The sequence below is a fragment of the Niastella yeongjuensis genome (assembly GCF_900110245.1).
GTDB classification, from domain to species: Bacteria; Bacteroidota; Bacteroidia; order Chitinophagales; family Chitinophagaceae; genus Niastella; species Niastella yeongjuensis.
Window position 1 is genome coordinate 770749 of record NZ_FOCZ01000002.1, and the last position, 19872, is coordinate 790620.

The 19872-nt window shown below is 45.1% G+C and carries 23 protein-coding genes; 15 read left to right on the forward strand and 8 right to left on the reverse strand.

What is annotated here, in order from left to right; all coding sequences use genetic code 11:
* From BMX95_RS07810 to BMX95_RS07840, 7 genes are all read left to right on the forward strand, one after another.
* Positions 1-1656, forward strand: a complete 1656-nt coding sequence (locus BMX95_RS07810; RefSeq protein ID WP_081201560.1) for a UxaA family hydrolase — start codon at positions 1-3, stop codon at positions 1654-1656.
* A gap of 68 nt (positions 1657-1724) precedes the next feature.
* Positions 1725-3125: a glucuronate isomerase gene (gene uxaC, locus BMX95_RS07815; RefSeq protein ID WP_081201562.1), complete on the forward strand. Its 1401-nt coding sequence runs from the start codon at positions 1725-1727 to the stop codon at positions 3123-3125.
* Positions 3125-4135: a sugar kinase gene (locus BMX95_RS07820; protein WP_081201564.1), complete on the forward strand. Its 1011-nt coding sequence runs from the start codon at positions 3125-3127 to the stop codon at positions 4133-4135. Before uxaC ends, BMX95_RS07820 begins: the two co-directional genes overlap by 1 nt.
* 43 nt (positions 4136-4178) lie before the next feature.
* Positions 4179-4835 (forward strand): bifunctional 4-hydroxy-2-oxoglutarate aldolase/2-dehydro-3-deoxy-phosphogluconate aldolase, encoded by a 657-nt coding sequence (locus tag BMX95_RS07825; protein WP_081201567.1) that lies wholly within the window; start codon positions 4179-4181, stop codon positions 4833-4835.
* Positions 4836-4892: 57 nt separating this feature from the next.
* A complete protein-coding gene (locus tag BMX95_RS07830) occupies positions 4893-6227 on the forward strand; it encodes an MFS transporter (protein WP_081201570.1) in 1335 nt (444 codons plus the stop codon).
* Positions 6228-6504: 277 nt separating this feature from the next.
* Positions 6505-6780, forward strand: a complete 276-nt coding sequence (locus BMX95_RS07835; protein ID WP_081201572.1) for a zinc ribbon domain-containing protein — start codon at positions 6505-6507, stop codon at positions 6778-6780.
* 293 nt (positions 6781-7073) lie between these two features.
* Complete coding sequence (locus BMX95_RS07840) at positions 7074-7811, forward strand: hypothetical protein (RefSeq protein ID WP_081201574.1); 738 nt, start codon at positions 7074-7076, stop codon at positions 7809-7811.
* Between the two features lie 83 nt (positions 7812-7894).
* Here the strand turns inward: BMX95_RS07840 and BMX95_RS07845 are convergent, their stop codons facing one another.
* From BMX95_RS07845 to BMX95_RS35275, 4 genes are all read right to left on the reverse strand, one after another.
* A complete protein-coding gene (locus tag BMX95_RS07845; protein ID WP_081201576.1) occupies positions 7895-9397 on the reverse strand; it encodes an MFS transporter in 1503 nt (500 codons plus the stop codon).
* A 207-nt stretch (positions 9398-9604) separates the two neighbouring features.
* On the reverse strand, positions 9605-10156 hold the full coding sequence (locus BMX95_RS07850; RefSeq protein WP_081201578.1) for a YciE/YciF ferroxidase family protein: 552 nt from the start codon (positions 10154-10156) through the stop codon (positions 9605-9607).
* Between the two features lie 142 nt (positions 10157-10298).
* Positions 10299-10397 (reverse strand): hypothetical protein, encoded by a 99-nt coding sequence (locus BMX95_RS35810; protein ID WP_081201581.1) that lies wholly within the window; start codon positions 10395-10397, stop codon positions 10299-10301.
* A gap of 26 nt (positions 10398-10423) precedes the next feature.
* Positions 10424-10711 (reverse strand): cyclic nucleotide-binding domain-containing protein, encoded by a 288-nt coding sequence (locus BMX95_RS35275; protein ID WP_207631623.1) that lies wholly within the window; start codon positions 10709-10711, stop codon positions 10424-10426.
* On the opposite strand from BMX95_RS35275, the gene BMX95_RS07860 reads away from it, so the two are divergent.
* From BMX95_RS07860 to BMX95_RS07885, 7 genes are all read left to right on the forward strand, one after another.
* Positions 10634-10951, forward strand: a complete 318-nt coding sequence (locus tag BMX95_RS07860) for a nitrous oxide reductase accessory protein NosL (protein WP_242673168.1) — start codon at positions 10634-10636, stop codon at positions 10949-10951. The two genes, BMX95_RS35275 and BMX95_RS07860, sit on opposite strands and share 78 nt — an antisense overlap.
* Entirely contained in the window at positions 10938-11255 is a 318-nt protein-coding gene (locus BMX95_RS07865; protein ID WP_081201584.1) for a right-handed parallel beta-helix repeat-containing protein, read from the forward strand. Before BMX95_RS07860 ends, BMX95_RS07865 begins: the two co-directional genes overlap by 14 nt.
* Positions 11239-11805, forward strand: a complete 567-nt coding sequence (locus BMX95_RS07870) for an ATP-binding cassette domain-containing protein (protein ID WP_242673156.1) — start codon at positions 11239-11241, stop codon at positions 11803-11805. The genes BMX95_RS07865 and BMX95_RS07870 overlap by 17 nt, the downstream gene beginning before the upstream one ends.
* A 9-nt stretch (positions 11806-11814) precedes the next feature.
* A complete protein-coding gene (locus tag BMX95_RS35430; RefSeq protein WP_242673157.1) occupies positions 11815-12243 on the forward strand; it encodes a hypothetical protein in 429 nt (142 codons plus the stop codon).
* A 26-nt stretch (positions 12244-12269) separates the two neighbouring features.
* Positions 12270-12581 (forward strand): hypothetical protein, encoded by a 312-nt coding sequence (locus BMX95_RS35435; protein WP_242673158.1) that lies wholly within the window; start codon positions 12270-12272, stop codon positions 12579-12581.
* 97 nt (positions 12582-12678) lie between these two features.
* Positions 12679-13074: a group III truncated hemoglobin gene (locus BMX95_RS07880; RefSeq protein ID WP_081201587.1), complete on the forward strand. Its 396-nt coding sequence runs from the start codon at positions 12679-12681 to the stop codon at positions 13072-13074.
* Positions 13075-13556: 482 nt separating this feature from the next.
* Positions 13557-14018, forward strand: coding sequence for a hypothetical protein (locus BMX95_RS07885; RefSeq protein ID WP_081201589.1), 462 nt, complete (start codon positions 13557-13559; stop codon positions 14016-14018).
* An 83-nt stretch (positions 14019-14101) separates the two neighbouring features.
* On the opposite strand, the gene BMX95_RS07890 is transcribed toward BMX95_RS07885, so the two are convergent.
* A complete protein-coding gene (locus BMX95_RS07890; protein WP_081201591.1) occupies positions 14102-16675 on the reverse strand; it encodes a zinc-dependent metalloprotease in 2574 nt (857 codons plus the stop codon).
* Between the two features lie 333 nt (positions 16676-17008).
* Between BMX95_RS07890 and BMX95_RS34905 the strand changes: the two genes are divergently transcribed.
* Positions 17009-17179 carry a DUF6728 family protein gene (locus BMX95_RS34905; protein WP_165758972.1) on the forward strand — a complete coding sequence of 57 codons (171 nt, stop codon included), beginning with the start codon at positions 17009-17011 and terminating at the stop codon, positions 17177-17179.
* Between the two features lie 5 nt (positions 17180-17184).
* Here BMX95_RS34905 and lpxB read toward each other — a convergent pair whose 3' ends face one another.
* From lpxB to surE, 3 genes are all read right to left on the reverse strand, one after another.
* Positions 17185-18294 carry a lipid-A-disaccharide synthase gene (gene lpxB / locus BMX95_RS07900; protein WP_081201595.1) on the reverse strand — a complete coding sequence of 370 codons (1110 nt, stop codon included), beginning with the start codon at positions 18292-18294 and terminating at the stop codon, positions 17185-17187.
* Between the two features lie 189 nt (positions 18295-18483).
* Entirely contained in the window at positions 18484-18777 is a 294-nt protein-coding gene (locus tag BMX95_RS07905) for a hypothetical protein (protein ID WP_081201597.1), read from the reverse strand.
* Positions 18777-19571 carry a 5'/3'-nucleotidase SurE gene (surE, locus tag BMX95_RS07910; protein WP_081201599.1) on the reverse strand — a complete coding sequence of 265 codons (795 nt, stop codon included), beginning with the start codon at positions 19569-19571 and terminating at the stop codon, positions 18777-18779. The genes BMX95_RS07905 and surE overlap by 1 nt, the downstream gene beginning before the upstream one ends.
* Positions 19572-19872: the final 301 nt, after the last annotated feature.

Below are 19872 nucleotides of genomic sequence, written 5' to 3' on the forward strand. Positions count from 1 at the left end.
ATGAATCAAAAGGTCTTAAAAGTACATGCAGCAGATAATGTGGTAGTAGCACTTACCAATTTATCGAAAGGTGAAACCGTAACGTTAGATGGACAGGAATATACATTGACAGATGATATTCACGCCAAACACAAGTTTGTAGCAGCCGATCTGCAGGCTGGCGATTCCATCATCATGTATGGTGTATTGGTTGGAAAGGCACAGTCGCCCATTAAAAAAGGCGGTCTTATTTCAACCGGTAACGTAAAACACGCAGCAAACGACTTCGAAATAAGCGAAAAGCGCAATACAGACTGGAAAAAACCAGATGTATCGAAGTTTGCAGGCCGCACCTTTAATGGCTACTATCGTCCCAATGGCGAAGTAGGGACCGCCAACTACTGGCTGGTTATTCCCATGGTATTTTGTGAGAACCGTAACCTCGACGTATTACAGGAATCACTGGTACGCGACCTGGGTTATGGCCGTAACAAAAAATACAAATACCAGGCACAACAACTCATCGAGTTGTACAAAACGGGTAAAAGCGTTGAAGACATTCTGAGCGCCGATATACGTACAAGCGCCAGCGAAGAGAATGCACAGCGTTTGTTCCCCAACGTAGATGGTATCAAATTCCTGAACCACGAAGGTGGTTGTGGTGGAACCCGTCAGGATGCACAGGCATTGTGCGGTTTGCTGGCTGGTTACATTACGCACCCCAACTGTGCCGGTGCTACCGTACTGAGCCTGGGTTGCCAGAATGCACAGGTGTCTATCCTGGAAGAAGAGATCAAAAAGCGGGATGCTAATTTCAGCAAACCCTTATACATACTGGAACAACAGAAGATCGGGCTTGAATCTGATCTGCTGGCTGCTGCCATCAAACACACTTTCGCAGGGCTCATTATTGCCAATCAAACCAAACGCGAACCAGCGCCATTGAGCAAGCTTACAATCGGTTTGGAATGCGGTGGCAGCGATGGTTTCTCCGGCATCTCAGCCAACCCCGCTATCGGTTATACTTCGGATTTGCTGGTAGGCCTCGGCGGTTCAGTTATTTTGTCTGAATTCCCTGAACTGTGCGGAGTAGAGCAGGGCCTCAGCGACCGTTGCGTACAAGTAGATATCGCTACAAGATTTTCAAGTCTGATGAAGACTTACAATGCAAGAGCGGTAGCCGTAGGCAGTGGTTTCGATATGAACCCGTCACCCGGTAACATCAAGGACGGGTTGATCACCGATGCCATTAAATCGGCCGGTGCTGCTAAAAAAGGTGGTACCTCACCCGTAACCGATGTACTGGATTATCCTGAGAAAGTAACAAAACCAGGTTTGAACCTGCTGTGCACACCCGGTAACGATGTGGAATCGACCACAGCCGAAGTAGCCAGCGGTGCTAATATCGTATTGTTCACAACCGGTTTGGGAACACCAACAGGTAACCCCATTGCACCGGTAGTTAAATTATCGAGCAATACCGTGTTGTATAACAAAATGCGCGATATCATCGACATCAACACCGGAACCATCATTGAAGGTGAAGAAACCATTGAGCAGGCAGGTGAGCGCATACTGGATTATGTGATAAAAGTGGCCAGCGGAGAACTGGAGATCAGTGCGGTTCGTCATGGTCAGGATGACTTCATCCCCTGGAAAAGAGGAGTATCATTATAATATTATAAACAGGCATGCCACGGTTTCAAACCGTGGCATGCCTACTTTTCACATTTCATCACTCACCAATGAAAAAGTTTGTTGACGAGCACTTTTTATTGCAAACACCCACTGCGCAAAAGCTGTATCATGAGTTTGCCAGGCAAATGCCCATTATAGATTATCATTGCCATTTGCCTCCCGATCAAATTGCCAATGATACCCAGTTCCAGAACTTAACACAGGTATGGCTGTATGGCGACCACTACAAATGGCGCGCTATGCGTACTGCCGGTGTTAATGAAGATTATGTGACTGGTGGTAAAAGCGATTTTGAGAAGTTTGAAAAATGGGCCGCCACCGTTCCTTATACTTTACGCAATCCATTATACCACTGGACGCACCTGGAATTGCAACGCTACTTTGGTGTAACCGACATCCTGGACGCAAAAAGCGCCAAAAAGATCTACGATGAGTGTACAGCCAAACTGCAAACAAAAGAATATTCCGTTCGCAGCCTGCTGAAAAAAATGAACGTAAAGGTGGTTTGTACTACCGACGATCCCATCGATAACCTTGAGTACCATAAAAAGATCAAAGCCGATAATTTTGAAGTAAAAGTATTACCCGCATTCCGCCCCGATAAGGCCATGAATGTGGACGATGCCGCTAACTTTAATGCATATGTAGGTAAAGTAGAAGCTGCTTCCAACACCTCAGTGGGCAGCTATGCCGATTACCTGAAGGCCTTGAAAGTAACGCACGACTTCTTCGCTACCATGGGCTGCTCAGTAAGCGACCATGGTCTGGAGCAGATCTATGCGGAAGACTATACTGAAACAGAAATTAAGAACGCATTCGATAAAATAAGAAGCGGTAAAGAGCTCTCTCAGGAAGAGAACCTGAAATTCAAATCAGCTATGCTGGTTGAGTTTGCCCGCTGGGATTGGGAAAAAGGCTGGGTGCAACAATACCACCTGGGTGCGCTGCGTAACAACAACAGCCGCATGCTGAAACAACTCGGACCTGATACAGGCTGGGATTCAATCGGCGACTTTTCACAAGCCCGCCAGTTGTCTAAATTCCTGAACAAACTCGATACAGACAACCAACTGGCAAAAACCATTCTGTACAACCTGAACCCTGCCGACAATGAGCTGATGGCTACCATGATCGGTAACTTCCAGGATGGCAGCGTAGCCGGAAAGGTACAGTTCGGTTCAGGCTGGTGGTTCCTCGATCAGAAAGATGGCATGACCAAACAGATCAACGCCCTTTCCAACATGGGACTGCTGAGCAAGTTTGTAGGGATGTTAACCGACTCAAGAAGTTTCCTGTCATTCCCCCGCCACGAATACTTCCGCCGCCTGTTGTGTAACATGTTCGGCGATGACGTAGAGAATGGCGAATTACCTGCCGATATCGATTGGATAGGCCAGGTGATCCAGGACATTTGTTTTAACAACGCTAAAAACTATTTCAACTGGTAATGGGCAATGTGTTAAGCTTTGGCGAATTACTGTTAAGGTTATCGCCCGATACTGAAGGTCAATGGTTGGCAAATGCATCGATGCCCGTACACGTAGGTGGTGCTGAATTGAATGTAGCCCGTGCCCTGGCCCTTTGGAATATACCGGTGAAATACATGACCGGTTTACCCGATAACTATTTATCACAACAGATAGTAAAGTCCCTGCAGCAAAGTAATATCGATACCTCGGCCATTCAATATGGCGGACAGCGGATCGGTTTATACTACCTGCCACAGGGCCTGGATGTAAAGAATGCCGGTGTTATTTACGACCGTACCGATTCTTCCTTTGCCCGTTTGCAAATAGGCACCATCAACTGGGATGCGATCCTCGAAGGAGTGAGCTGGTTCCATGTTAGTGCTATCTGCCCGGCACTGAATGCCGATGCAGCAGCTGTATGTGAAGAAGTAATGCAGGTATGTAATAAAAAAGGCATTACGGTTTCCATCGATCTGAACTATCGGGCCAAATTGTGGCAATATGGCGTACCGGTGCATGAAGTAATGATGCGGCTGGCCCCTTACTGCGACCTGATCATGGGCAATGTATGGGCTGCCGAAAAAATGCTGCAGATCCCTGTTCACCCCGACCTGGTTACAACAGATACAAAAGAAATGTACCTGGAGCAGGCGCTGGTAACATCGCAACAGATCATAAAGCAATACCCACGCTGCAAAGCCGTGGCCAATACCTTCCGCTTCGATCATAATGGCATTTTATATTATACCACTTTATACACCAATTCGCAATTGCATGTTTCATCGGTTTACACCACCGAAACAGTAGTTGATAAAGTAGGTAGCGGTGATTGTTATATGGCTGGTTTGATCTATGGCTTTTACAAAGAACAAAGAGCCCAGGAGATTGTGGAGTTTGCAACCGCTGCTGCATTTCAGAAATTGTTCATTAAAGGTGACGCTACCAATAAATCGGTAGCCGATATAACCGCCACTATTAAAAAAGCATGATGAAACGTAAGTTCCATCTGGCCCCAAAAAATAATAAGAACAGATGAATCAACAGGATATAATAAATCAGATCACGCAACAGAAAATGTTGCCGCTGTATTTTAACAAGGATAAGGAAGTTAGCATTGAGGTGTTAAAAGCATTGTATGCAGCCGGTATCAAAGCCGTTGAGTATACCAATCGTGGAGCCGAAGCCATAGCCAACTTTAAAGAGATGCGCAAGGTGGTGAACGAAACCATGCCCGGCATGCTGTTGGGTATTGGAACGGTAAAAACAGTGGCCGATGCAGAGCTGTTCATTAATGCCGGCGCCGATTTTATTATTAGTCCTGTCGTATTTCCACCGGTAGCCAAAGTGGTGCAGGATGCCGGTTTGTTATGGATCCCCGGTTGTTTAACACCGACAGAGGTGTTCACCGCCGAAATGAATGGTGCTAAATTGGTGAAGATCTTCCCGGGCAGTGTGGTAGGACCCTCTTATATTTCAGCTATTAAAGAATTATTCCCCGGTATTTTGTTTATGCCAACCGGTGGTGTAGATACCACTAAGGAAAGCATTCAGGAATGGTTCGATAATGGCGTGTGTGCAGTAGGGATGGGCAGCAAGTTGATCAGTAAAAATGTTTTACAGAACAAAGAATACGATAAACTGACAAAGCTGACGAAAGACGTTCTGGCGATACTAAACAACATCAAATAAAAATTGAAACGGCATCCCGACGCGTCGGGACGCCGTTTTATCCTAAAAGGACCTGACATGCAAGCTATAGCGATAGAAACAAAGGGACCTGAGATCCAACAATCCATTGGAAAATACCGGTGGACGATCTGTGGATTGGTGTTCTTTGCCACCACGATCAACTACCTTGACCGGGCAGTTATCAGTTTATTAAAAGAAACTTTTACCAACGACCTGCATTGGAACGATGCCGATTATGCCAATGTGGAGATCGCTTTTAAAGTGGCTTATGCCGTTGGTTTATTGCTGGCCGGCCGCATTATAGACAGAATGGGTACCAAAATGGGATATGCTGTGGCTACTTTTTTATGGAGTGCTGCTGCTGTTGCCCATGCCGCGGTAAACACCGTGTTTGGTTTTGGCGTTGCCCGTTCATTTTTAGGGGTGTTTGAAGCCGGTAACTTCCCTGCTGCCATTAAAACTGTGGCCGAATGGTTCCCTAAAAAAGAAAGAGCACTGGCAACAGGTATCTTCAACTCCGGGGCCAATGTAGGAGCCATTGTTGCACCGATAGCCGTTCCATACATCGTAGTTACCTTAGGCTGGCAATGGGCGTTCATCCTCACCGGTGCATTGGGTTTTCTGTGGCTGATCCTGTGGTTCATTTATTATGAAGTACCCAAGAAACAAAAGAAATGTTCTCAGGCAGAATACGATTATATCCATAGCGATAAAGACGAAACACCTGCCCTGGAGCAGGTAAAACCAAGCGTATCCTGGATCAAATTATTGAGCTTCCCCCAAACCTGGGCATTCGCCATCGGTAAATTATTGACCGACCCCATCTGGTGGTTCTATCTCTTCTGGTTGCCCGATTTCCTGAACAGCCAGTATGGTTTAAAGGGAACAGCTGTATCATTACCGGTTGCGATCGTATATTCTATGTCAACGATAGGTAGTGTGTTCGGTGGCTGGTTACCAATGAGACTCATTGACAAGGGCTGGGCGCCGTTCAAGGCCCGTAAAACATCCATGCTTATTTATGCATTCTTTGTTATCCCCATCATATTTGCACAATTACTGGGTGGCATAGATATGTGGCTGGCCGTTATCGTGATCGGTATCGCGGCATCAGCTCACCAGGCATGGAGCGCCAACATCTTCACCACTGTGAGCGATATGTTCCCCAAGCATACAACCGGTTCTGTAACTGGTATTGGCGGTATGTTTGGTGCCGTGGGCGGTATCCTGTTATCAGCAGCGGTACAAAAGAACATGTTTGTTTACTATCGCAACCTGGGAAAAATTGAAGTAGCTTATTACATCATGTTTGCGGTATGCGGTGGCGCTTACCTGCTGGCCTGGCTGATTATGCACTTCCTGGTGCCAAAGATGAAACGAGTAGAACTGTAAAAATAACTTTATAATTGTTTAACAGGCGTGCCACGGTCCCAAACCGTGGCACGCTTTGTTTTTTTGGGGGCTTTTTATTGCTATAACGTATTAAACGTATTAACATTGAATTTTGAGCAAGTCGTAAAAAAATGCGTAAAAACGCCGCAATAGGGGCAAATTTTGACACACGCACTGATAATATTCAAAAAAAATGGAAACAATTGCATTTTACTGTTCATCCTTCGCCAATATTTTGTAAATTAGAAATAATCATTCATTCAATAAATCGACTGTTATGGAAAGAGCCTACAAATGCTGTCAATCCTGCGGTACGCCTATGAAACGGGATGCTGGTGGCACTCATGCAGACGGAACCAGAAGCACGATGTATTGCAGTCACTGTCTTCTGGATGGGAAATTCACAGCGAGCAACATTACAGTTGATGATATGAAGGAACGGGTAAAGGGGAAATTAAAAGAAGTCGGCTATCCCGGTTTCCTGACCGGATTTTATACCCGTAACATCCACAAACTGGAGCGCTGGAAATCGCATCCCCTGGCTGTTGAATAATGGCAAAGGCGTTTACATGACCATCTTGCTTAGCAATTTTTTACCCCATTAAATTATCGTGTGCTGTTCCTGCGTGAATGGCAATGGATTTAGTTGTGCAGTTTCTGGTAGCAGAGCTGTTGAACAGTTACGCCCGCGGTTCTATGGTTATGGCCATTGCACCCAGGGGATTGGGATTTTTATGCAGGTGCTGCAACGGGATACAGCTAGTGTGTGTCAATAAGGCAATAAAACCACATGGGCAGGGAAAAGGTTGCAGGATCAGTCCTGTATAAATCTTATTAAAAAATACCATGAAACAAACAGTACTGCTGGCAGGTTTCCTGCTGGCCACCCTCTTGCTACATGCCCAGTTAAATCATCCGCACTTCCTCACTGAAATCTCAGTTGGTCCTTCTTTTCCGGTAGGTAAATTCGGCGATAAGAACTTTGATATCTTCAATTTAAAGAACCCACCCGGTCTTGCAAAAACCGGCGTAAGCGCCAGCCTGTCGCTAGGTTATTATTTAAACCGGTCAATAGCAGTGTTGGTATCAGCAGGCTATAGTGAACATAAACAGGATTGGGATGGCTACGGTAAATATATCAGATCACTGCCCAATGGCGACGGGCCTGCCGACTTCCAAATAACCGCAGAAACCTGGAAAGCGATAAATATAATGGGCGGCGGTTTTTTTGTTATACCATTAACTCCGGCCCATAAATTAAATGTAACAGCTAAATTATTGGCAGGTGGCTGCAAATCAGCGATTCCGGCATTTACCGGTAAAAGTTATGATGTAGGCGGGGTCTTTTTAAGTGAGTCGAAGTACAGTGAAGTTGATCTCAAGTGGGCATTTTGTTATCAGGCCGGGGTAGGACTGCAATATAAATTGACCAGGTTCCTGCATGTGCAGTTAGAAGTTAACTCTTTCAATGCAACAGCCAAAATGCCCGCTCGTATGCCCAGTTACTCTAACGCTGTACCCGTAATTGGAAATAGTAATATGAGTACGGTAAATGCACAGGCAGGTCTGGGAATCGATCTGTAAAGTTTAGTTTGTTTGTTAACTTGTTGCTTTATGCTCCTGGCTTTATGCCGGGAGTTTTTTATTTGAGGGGAATAGAACGACGATCAACTGTTTTGTTGTCTGATTGGCTCTATGTTTTGTTGTCTTTCTTTATAGCCTTTGAATTGAATAAGATCATCAAATTCAAGTGATAATCCTTTTTTCAACACAATGGCAGTACGCAGGTAGAACCAGCGGCGTAAGAGCGGCATGTGGTGCCAGTTGCGGAGTTGTTTTTTGAAATTATGCTGCAGCTCCGTTACCAGTAACCTCTTATCCAGTTCACCATTTTCCTGAACGGTCTTTAACAGCTTCATAGACAGAAGACCAACGGCGGCTCCGGACATAAACAACAGGTTCCATTGTCCCCGGCCAAATAAATGGATCACAAAATGACTGGTAAAGAAGTCGGCCAGTAAACCACCCGCCAGCGGAGCGGTAGCAGAAAATACGGCGGTAACAATATTTTTGGTAACCAGGTATACGATGCCTTCATCGGCAGGAGCCAGCTTTAAACCAATATTTTGAAGCGCCAGGGTAATCCCGGCGTTGGAAGCGCCCATCAGCACATGCATGATCACCAGCAAAGGCAACAGTACTATCGGGCTCATAGCACCCACCACCGACCAAAGCATAACGCAACCAATATAAACCGGTGCACAAATGCGAATGATGGTTTTGTTGCTAAATCGGTCTGAACACCTTCCCCACAATTTTATAGAAGTAATACTGCTTACCTGGCTAACGATATTTAAAGTAATAACATAAAACAGCGGCAGCCCCAGGGTTTTCATCATGTATACAGAGAAGAAGGGCGTTACCAGGTTAAAAGCAAAGATCCAGCAGGAGTTGAAGACCAACAGCTTTCTGAAATTATGAACAGTAAGCGGTTTGCTGAACAGTTTTACAATGTTATCCTGAATAGGTTTTGATTTGGGCTCAGGTGTACGCGCCAGGGCATATACACCCCACATCCCGGCAATGCCACTGAATATAAACATACCCGCATAAGCCGTGATCTCATGCGCGGGGTAGTGTGCCTTGATATAATCAACGCCCATGGCAATAAACAGGCTGAGTGTAACATTCAGGATCTGCATCAGGCGGCTGCGGTGTGAAAAATAGCTGCCCAGTATTTGTTGTGGAATAAGATCGCGCATCCAGGAATTCCAGCTGCCACCGGCAATTGAAGCAAACAGGCATTGGAACGACAATAAAAAGATAAGTGCCGAAACGCTGGCAATGTCGGAAAATAGTAAAGGAATAATGCCAATGACGAGCAGGGGAATGCGTGCGCAAATGGCGGCGGTAACAGTAATAGCGCGGCGGTTGTTGAAACGCTGGACCAACCAAACAGAAACCAGTTGAAATATATTGGTGAAAGTAGGTAAAGCCGCCAGTACCCCGATCTGCACGTTGGAGGCGCCCATGTATAAGGCTATGGCAACCAGGAACGTACCTGCTGTTAACGTATTCATGGTCTCTGTAGCAAGACCATCCTTTAATATCAAATGCAACCCGGACTTTACCTGGTTGTTGGTTAATTGATCAGATGGTAAAAGTTTCATCACACGCCTCTTATTGGATGCAATTAATTGCAATAATAACGCACTACAAAGAAACGCATTATATCTGTGGATATTATTACGGGTAGATACTTAGTATGAGGTAAAACTATTATTTATAATTTCTTTAAGAATGTGGGGAATAATAAAAGGGCATCCACCATTTGGCGGACACCCTTTATATAATTGCCGACGATTGATTGTTACTATTTAACTGTCAAACTTTTCGGTGCTTGCTTTCACATTGGCATCTTCCTCTGCGATCTTTGTAAGTAAGTTATCACATACTTTTTCTTCTGCCAGTGTTTGATCAAGTAATTCGGCACAGTCATCATGGCCCATGGTACGGGCTAACTGTACCAAACCACCGTAAGTAGCTATTTCATAGTGTTCAGCTTTTTGTGTTGCAAAAATCAAACCTACATCGCGTTGGGCACTTCCATCATCAGTTTCATCGATGATGTCGGAACCCTCATCAACAATACCTGCCATGGCAGGGCACTTCAATGCTTTGGGTTCTTCGCCCAGCAGGCGAAAAACATTTTCAAGGCGGGTTACATGGTTAATGGTTTGTTCCAGGTGATCATTAAAAGCCTGTTTCAACCGCTGGGAAGTAGCGGCATCAGATAGCTTGGGTAAGGTTTTCACCAGCTTCTTTTCTGCCCAGTATACATCCTGTAATTGTTGTAAAAAGAACTGATGCAGTTTAGAGTCAGACATAGCCATAGTGCGCTGGGTTCCTGTGTTCGTTTGCATTGCCATAGAAAAAGTATTTTAGGTATTTAATTAATGGAAAGGGTCGGGTTGATTTTTCTTTTAACAGTGTTTGCTTGTTGTATGGCTGCAATTATTATTCCCGTCAAATTGTGGATCAGTGTTGTGTTACCAATTCCCCTTCAGGCTGTTAAGGAGTGTATACTTTCCCTTTCTCTATAAGCAGTTCACCTTTGTTATGCAAATGACGCATGACCCTGATAACAGTCTCTACCCGAAGTCCCGTCATATCGGCTATCTGCTGCCTGGTTAGTCTTATTTGTTTGCATTTCGGACAGGTATGTTTGTTGTTCTTTGAGAAAGCAGGGTGCTGATGCGGTGTTCGGGATTATAATAGGCCAGCTCGCGAATGGTCATTAATTTGAACCGCATGCGTTCAGACAATAACTTAGTGAATGCGAAATGCAATTCCTGGTTATCTTTTAGCAGGTGCAGAAAATTCGATTTGCCTGCGACTTTTGTAAAATGACCATCCTCGATCAGCGGTTTGGCGGTGAGGTCATCACAAAAAAAGGGAAGGTGTTTAAGTTTGATGACATACACTGCATCACCTCGTTTTTGAAATCCGGATCTACAGAAAAAACCAATGTAGCAGGCATTTTCCTGCTTGATTATACCGCTCAAAAGAAGTTTGTTCCGGCTAACGAAAGTTTCCTGCTGCAAGGCAACGAGCTACATAGCCCAATGGGCGGTAATACCGCTGCGTTTGTAAATGAAGCAAACAGACAACAAGCCAAACAACAGGTAAACGGAACAAATGCTCAATGGAATGAGATTCAATAACTATATGAAAAACGGCTGTCTGGTTGTAAGCCTGGTACTAATTACTATCATAGCTACTGCCAAAACCTGGGTCGTTCGCCCGGCCGGACCATTGAAATGGCTTCAGGAGGCCATGAACAATGCAGGGCCCGGCGATACGATCATGGTTGAAAGAGGCATCTACCGGCAACCAACCATTATAGTAAATAAATCACTGTACATAAAAGGCATTGACTATCCGGTGCTGGATGGACAAAAGAAATACGAGATCATGACCATCAAAAGCGATGGCGTAGTGTTTATTGGGAATGGTAGTACCCGATAGCGGGTTCATCACGTTCAATAAAAGGAACATTGCCCATAACTGGCAGTACCGCTCTGCTATAGGTTATATGCCCCAGATAGGCCGTTATCCCGAGAATATGACGATTGCGCAGGTGCTCGATATGATGAAAGACATTAGAAAACAAAATGCCGTGCAATTGGATGAAGAGTTGATCCATTTGTTTAAACTCGATGGCATGCTGCATAAAAGAATGGGTACGCTTTCCGGTGGCACCCGGCAAAAGGTAAGCGCTTCGCTGGCTTTTCTGTTTAATCCGGACGTATTGATCCTTGATGAACCTACAGCCGGCCTCGATCCCTTATCTACTGAAATATTGAAAGAAAAGATCAGGAAGGAAAAACAGCAGGGCAAACTGATAATGATCACCTCGCATTTCCTAAGCGATTTAGATGATATCATTACCGAAGTGATCTATATGGAAGAAGGTAAACTGAAATTTCATAAATCGCTCGATCAGTTGCAGCTGGATACGGGTGAAAAAACTTTGTCACGCGCCATTGCGCGTGTAATGCAGACCTCTGTCATTTAAACTACCACCATGAAAAAGATCATTAAATACGTATTGCTCGATCTGTTGCGTAACCGCATCATCATTGCCTATACGATTTTCCTGGCGGTGATCTCGCTGAGTGTATTCAACCTGGAAGACAATCCATCCAAAGGCATTTTGAGTTTGTTGAACCTGGTGTTGATCATTGTGCCCCTGGTAAGCATCGTGTTTTCAACCATCTATGTCTATAATGCCGCCGAATTTATTGAACTGCTGGTGTCGCAGCCTTTGCGGCGCGTCAATATCTGGTTAAGCATCTTTACCGGATTGGCTTCTTCGGTGTGCATGGCGTTCCTGGTTGGTTGTGGCATTCCGGTCCTTATTTACGCTCCCGGCGATACCGGATTGACGATGACCGCCATGGGAGTGCTGCTGACCATGGTGTTTGTGGCATTGCCTTGCTGGCATCGGTATTAACCCGCGATAAAGCAAAAGGAATTGGGGTGGCGATCTTATTATGGTTCTATTTTACACTTATTTTTGATGGCATTGTATTATTCCTGTTGTTCCAGCTCATGGATTACCCAATGGAAAAACCAATGGTGGTATTTAGTTGTTTAAATCCTGTTGACCTGGCGCGCATTCTGATACTGCTGAAACTCGATATTTCGGCTTTAATGGGTGCCACCAGTGCTATATTTCAGGATTTCTTTGGTAATCAATGGGGTATAGTAGCAACAATAGACATCATGCTGGGCTGGGCAATAACGCCGCTTTGGTGGTCAGTAAGAAAATTTAACCGTAAGGACTTATGAAACGTCCATTCCAAAATTTTCAATATTATATAAAATTGCAATGAAAAATTTGGAATGGTAAGTTCCATCTACCAAAAAAAACAATGAAAAATAACAGATGAAACCAGATATAAAAGACAGAGCCGACATTCAACAGTTAGTAGATACTTTTTATACAAAAGTGCGGGCCGATGATACCATTGGTTATCTTTTTAACGATGTGGCAAAGGTGAACTGGGAAGTGCATTTACCCCGCATGTATGATTTTTGGGAAAACATTCTTTTTCAAACTGGTGGATTTAAAGGGAATCCTATGGCGGCCCATGTACAGCTGCACCAGAAATCGCCGCTTTCTGCCGATCATTTTCAACACTGGTTAAAGCTATGGTTAACCACCGTTGATGAATTGTTCGAGGGCGATAAAACCGAGTTGATAAAACAACGGGCCCGGTCCATTGCTACCATGATGCAGGTAAAAGTGCATCCTTCCAACGATCCCAGGTCTATCATGTAATGGCTCCCTTAGAAAAAAACCTCCCGACAGGTCGGGAGGCAATCTCTTTTTGGCAGTTTCCAGGAGGCGAAGTATTTACTGGTCTTTCACTGGATTTCGGAAAGGGTTTTGTAAGCACATAGGGTGTCGGAGGTCAAACGGGCTTAGATCGGGAACTCCAGGGTCGGTTCTTTACGGTCTATTTTCAAAGGGTTCTGATAGAGTTTAGGGATTTCTGAGGTACGCTTTAATTGCTTGCCTGCTGATGTAAAAGTAACATACGATGCAGGTGGTTTACAAATTTCGACTACCTTGTTTCGACAGAATCGCCGTATTGTTTAACCGGTACTAGGGACTAATACCTATTGATAAATAACCCATCCTATTTTATTAGGAGTATTTAATTTTTGGTACAGCATAGATATTTCATATATTTAATATGTAATACGGACCTCTGATTATTAGCATAGCAAAAATTTTATTACCTCAAAACTAATTGAGCTATGCAACGCTACAGTCTGCAAAAACACCTCGGACCTTATATCGTTGACAAAGCATTGTTTCTTCGATTAGAAAATTATATCAACCGGAATATTCCCCGTATTCTATTGTTAAACCTCGAAAAGGGAAGAGAAAAGCCCCTGAGCGCATTTATCACGGTCACTATTCAAAAAGAGCATGGCAAAGAAAAATTGCGTTCCATAGAGGATTATGGATACGAGTTGTTCGATGAAAATATAGAGGAAGTATCAATTGAACTGGTGCATAATAATGCGTTTAATTTCTGGGGGCAGAAGGTGATCGTATTGATCATGATATTTAATCTGCAAAGCGGGTATTGCGATCTGTCGATGGCCCTGAGTGATGAAGAGCCCCGCAATAAGGTAAGTACACTTGAAAAAGGTTTGAAAGAAGTAATGAGTAGAAATAAAAAAGCAGTTTCCCTGGCCAGGTTTTTTAAGTAATGTTTGATTGTGTTGTTTTGATGTTAGCATAAAAAAGTCCCGTTTTTTACGGGACTTTTTTTATTTACGTAGGTGGCCTTTTATTATTTAGGTTCTATTGCGTTTTGGATCAGGAACACCAGGTTGGCACGGTGCGCTTTTGTTTCATCGTTGGTTGAAACGGCAGTGGTTAGTTGTGTTTTGATCTTTTTTAACGTGTACAACGCAGCTGCTTTTGATACATCTTCAAACTGCTGGTTCTTGGGATCTATGATGGACACTAGCTGGCGTACATAATAGGTTTGCAGGTCCTGGCGATAAACATTTACGTTGGTCGTAATATCTGCATTAAATATACCTTTCTGCAAATCGCCCATCATGCTGGCGACACTGTATTGGTTACCATATAAACGGCTGTTGGTAATACGTTGGAGGGTGGCGCCATGCAGCAGGTGTGAAAGGGTGCTGCTGGTTTGCAAATACAGGATATTTTCAGTAGCCTTGAAATCGTCGCCCGAATTACTTTGGGTAAAGCCACGGCGCTGAGGCTGCAGGTAAGGGAATACCTGGGCATCGGCATCAAATGCATCGGGTGCAAAGATATACTTGTTCATCATGTCGATGGCGCGTTTTTGTGTAGCCAGCGGCACAGGGGTATAAGGCTTGTTGGTTGATTTCTGCTCGGGAAAACTCCTGTCGATGTAAATACCGCCTACATAGCGGCTGATAGCCGATGCCATGCTAAACCGTTGACCAAGCAGGGTACCATAGCGGGTACGTAATTCAGCATACGACTGACCATCCTTTGTATATTTCTGTACCAGTTTACCCATTAACTGGTTCACGATCTTGAAGCGTTCTTCTGCATAACCAATGGCATCGCTGGTGAGCTCGTTGATGTTTACGTGCGGGTCCATGGCTTTACCGGGTGCGCGCATGTCATCGCCGTCGTTTCCAAAGGCCAGTTTAGGATCGGTACTGCGCGCAATGATCTTTTTCAGGCCAGCAGCTTCTTCCCCTTCGTTAAATGGGGTGTAGCCATATTCAATGGCCCAGAGGTCGTAGGGACCAGCTTTGGTGGTATAGTAATCACCCTGTTTGCTTCTGTCTGCAGCGATGTTGATGGCAGGGTAATCCATTACAGAACCAATTAAACCAATTTGATGGGTAAGCTCGGTATTGTTTATTTCAGCAGGTGATAACATCTGACTGGCTTTCATATTATGGTTCAACCCCAGGGTATGACCCATTTCGTGCATAACCAGGTAGGTGAGGAACTGTTTGTGCATTTCACCCAGTTCCGCGGGGCTGGCATTCGTGGCATCGAGTACAGTCATACCGGTTAGCAGCTGGCTTTTCAGTTCATTGGCCAGGGAGCAAAAAGCTTCGTGTTGTGGCTCCATGCCGGCAAACTGCAGGGTGCCTGTTGTGGCAGCTGATTTGAATAATTCGTCCAGAATGGGTGTGGCGCTGCCCGAAAACCATTCAATGGTAATGTCGGCACCAATGATCTGTCCGGTCTTGGGATTTACAAAGCTGGGGCCAATAGCGCCATAGGTAGGTTGGGCAGAAGAAACCCAGCGGATCACATTGTAACGGATATCGGCAGGGTCCCAGTCGGCATCATCGGGCATTATTTTCATTTGAACGGCATTTTTGAAGCCGGCCTTTTCAAATGCTTCATTCCATTTTAAACCGGCGTCAACGATTGCCTGGCGATATTCGACGGGGGTGGTATTTTCTATCCAGTAAATGATAGGTTCAACAGGTTCGCTCAGGGCTGCATTGGGGTCTTTCTTCTTCAGGTACCAGCGATGGATAATGTCTTTATAAGGAACCGGGCTGATGCTGGTTTGGTCGGTTACCATTTGAGAGAAGTAACCAACCCGTGGGTCATCGCGCCGGGGCTGGAAATCGTTTTTCGGCATTTCTATCAGGCTGTGCTGCATGCGAACGCGTACATAACGGGCATCTGTAATGTCTGTGGTGCCGTTGTTATAAGGAGCCGGGTTGTCATAAGCCAGGTCTACTACGATATCGCTGTTGCTGGGAAAAGAACGAAGGGCGGTATAACGCGATTTGGCGGGGTTCAGGTTACCCAGGTTAAAAATGGCGGTTGGCGGAATGCCGGGAGGGAACAGGGGTTTTACGGGATCGAGCTTTTCGCTGATGAACAATCCATCGGCGCTGATCAGGTACCCATCTGCATCTTCCGATACGGTTTTCTCAACCAGGAAGACTGCTTCGGGTTTATCGACCGTAGCCGTTTTACTTACCGGGTTGTTGGGGTCGTACCAGAACCGGGTATTGACCCGGGAGAACTCCAGCTTGTCAAATGCTTTTTCTATTTTAAAAACCAGGGTTTGCCGGTGCATGCTCTGGTTCAGGAATAACTGATTAGGGCCATTGATGGAAAAGCTCTGGTAAATATATTCCTTACCCAGTTGGTTTTTCTTTACATATAATTGAACCGTACCGGTAACCGTGTCCTGGTACAGGGTGAACAGGCCATCGTATTTACGGCTGCTTTTTATTTTATCGGTGATACCGGCAGGTTTCTTTTTGGCGGTATCGGTGGTGGGGGTTGGCGCCACAGCGGCCCCTTTTTTATCCTGCGCCCGGGCAGCAGTTAGCAACAAACCCGGGGAGATGATAAGGACCATCAGTACTTTTTTCATACTAGTTTTTTTAGGTCTATCAATTTACTGATGCTTTTAGGTAAGCCCGACGCTTTTAGGATGGAAGCGGGAATTTAGGGATGGAATTACAGCTGGGCTGTCTGACGGCTATGGTAAGGTGAAGACAGCCTCAAGCCGCAAGCTTTAAGCAATACACCGCTGCGCGGCAATCGGTCTCAGCTTAGCCAGGGCCGCGCTGGAGTGTACTGGCTTGCAGGTGTGTTCCGCCTTTAACCTTTGGGTTTAAGCCTGTATTCGCTTACTGCTTACGGCTTACTGCTTACAGCTGTTTTCCGTACCTTTACAATACCGCTAAAAACCAGTGAATTAATTATGGGAGTCTGGAGACAATTACAGGAATATTTCTATTTGAAGAAACGCGACCCGAACGCACCCAATTCCAATTGGATGCGCTATATGCACGGCATAAACAGGATCTCCCTGTTTATGTTCCTTATTGCGATCATCGTCATTATTGTAAAGCTGGTGATGATGAAAAAGTAGTTGGTTTAGGGGGTTAAGTACTCCACAATAATAGAAGCTGCTCTTGCCGACGCATGTCCACCCTGGCCAAGCAGGTGTTGCAATGCGGCATAGTCTGCCCGTAATTGTTGCTGGGTGGCTTCATTGGTGAGCAGGTCATCCAGCTCCTTGCGCAGGTTGCCCGGGGTAAGGTCGTTTTGAATTAATTCCTTTACCACCAGCTTATCCATTATAAGATTTACCAGTGAGATGTATTTTACCTTAATAAGCCGTTTGGCGATCTGGTAAGAGATATTACTGCCTTTATAACAAACCACTTCGGGAACGCCGAACAAGGCTGTTTCCAGGGTGGCCGTGCCTGAGGTAACCAGTGCGGCACGGGATTGCAACAACAGATTATAGGTGGCGTCACGTACCGAGGATACATTGGGGTAAGTGGCCAGCACGGATTCATAAAAACTATCTTCCTGGCCCGGTGCCTTGGCTACTATGAACTGGTATGCGGGGAACATGCGGCTTACTTCCAGCATAATAGGCAGCTTTTTCAGGATCTCCTGTTTACGGCTGCCGGGCAACAGGGCAATGATGGGTTTATCGGCTAATGGTGTACTACCTGGTTGTAATTGTGCTTCTTCCACCACCTCGATCAACGGGTGGCCCACATATTCAACTTCCCAGTTCCATTTGTTTTTGTAATAGTCTTTTTCAAAAGGCAGGATCACCAGCATTTTATCAATGCATTGTTTCATTTTATGAACGCGGTTCTCCTTCCAGGCCCATACCTGCGGTGAGATATAGTAAATGATCTTATATCCTTGTTGTTTGGCCCATTCGGCTATGCGTAAGTTAAAACCGGGGTAGTCGATAAGGATAAGGGCATCGGGTTTGTATTTGGCTATATCATCCTTGCAGAATTGCAGGTTGCGCAGAATGGTGCCCAGGTTTTTAACAACTTCATAAAAGCCCATAAATGCCAGGTTACGATAATGCTTCACCAGTTGTCCACCGGCTTGTTGCATTCTGTCGCCACCCCAGCAGCGGATCTCGGCTGTTGTATCGGCTTTTTTAAGTTCTTTTATCAGATTACTTCCATGCAGATCTCCTGAAGCCTCACCAGCTATAATGTAATAACGCATGGGGTAAAGGTAAGGGAAGGAGTTGAAAAGTTGACAGGGTTGACGTGTTAACAAGTCTTTACCTGTTACGATATGCCGGTTACAGGTTACATGTTGCAGGTTACAGGGAAAATACAACTGCTGTCAGCTGTTTTGCAACCTGTAACCTGAAACTTGTAACTGCAATATTGTTCGTAATAATACACGTTACTACAAAATAAATTTTATCAGTATAGCCCCAATCGCATATATAAGAGTGATAACAAAAACACCTTTTGCTGTTTTATCGCGGTGGGTATTTATGTAAAGGGTGAACAGGGCAATATTAAGCACCAGGCAGGGCACCGAAATAGCGGTGATCTGGCTTTTGTTGGATGCTATAAATCCTAAACAATCGCTAATACTATAGGGATAGAATTTCCAAAAGTAATAGGCTATAAGGCTTAATAAAGGGGCAATAAAGCCCAGTAACATGCCAAAACGGAGGTTGTCTTTCTTGAACATTACAGTTTCCAGGTTTTTTCGAGCTTATCTTTGAGTTGATAATTGGTAAGGTCAAACTGCACTGGTACAACGCTCACATAGTTATTTTTAAGGGCCCACACATCGGTGTCTTTCCCTTTATCGAAGTTCACAAATTCACCGGTTAGCCAGTAATACTTACGGCCATTGGGGTCATTACGCTCAACAAAATCCTCTTCATATTTCGCATAGGCCTGTCGGCAAATGCGAACGCCTTTTATAAGCTCAGGTGCTACCGGGGGGAAATTCACGTTCAGTACCGTATGTTTTTCCGGTGTTTTCTTCAACATCTGCTCTACAATGAGCCGGGCATATTGGCGGGCGGCCGTGAAATCGGCGTCGATGCTGTAATCGAGCAGCGAAAAACCAATGGAGGGAATGCTTTCAATAGCTGCCTCTACCGCGGCCGACATGGTTCCTGAATAAATAACATTGATGGAGTGATTGGCGCCGTGGTTGATACCGCTTAAACACAGATCGGGTTTGCGGTGCAGGATCTTGTCAACCGCCAGTTTTACGCAATCGACCGGGGTGCCCGAACACTGATAGGCTTCCACTCCGTCAAAAAATGTAGATACGGCACTCAGGCGCAGGGGCTGTCCGATAGTAATGGCATGACCCATGCCTGATTGTGGTTTATCAGGGGCTACTACTACTATTTTACCGAGATCCTTTACTGCTTCAACCAGGTTATGTATACCCGGCGCTGTTATACCATCGTCATTCGTTATCAGAATAACCGGTTTGGTCTTAGCTGCGTTCTTCTTTTTTGCCATATCTTATAACAAAAATGCTGAAAATTTCTATCAAATCCGTTAAATACACGAAATAAGTACCTGACAGTAAGTACCGCCAGTCACTGCTTTTCCTGATCCCGCAGCGGTTACTTAGAACGCTTTTATAGCTGGAAGATTATATATATGTAGAAAAAGGGCAGAGGGCAGAAGGCAGAGGGCAGAAAGCCACGACGCGGCAAATGGGAAGCGGTAAACAGCCGGGACGCGGAAGCGCCAACTAACAAAAAACTCAGAACTTAAAACCAGGAACCCAGTACGCGGAACTTTCAACTTTAAACAT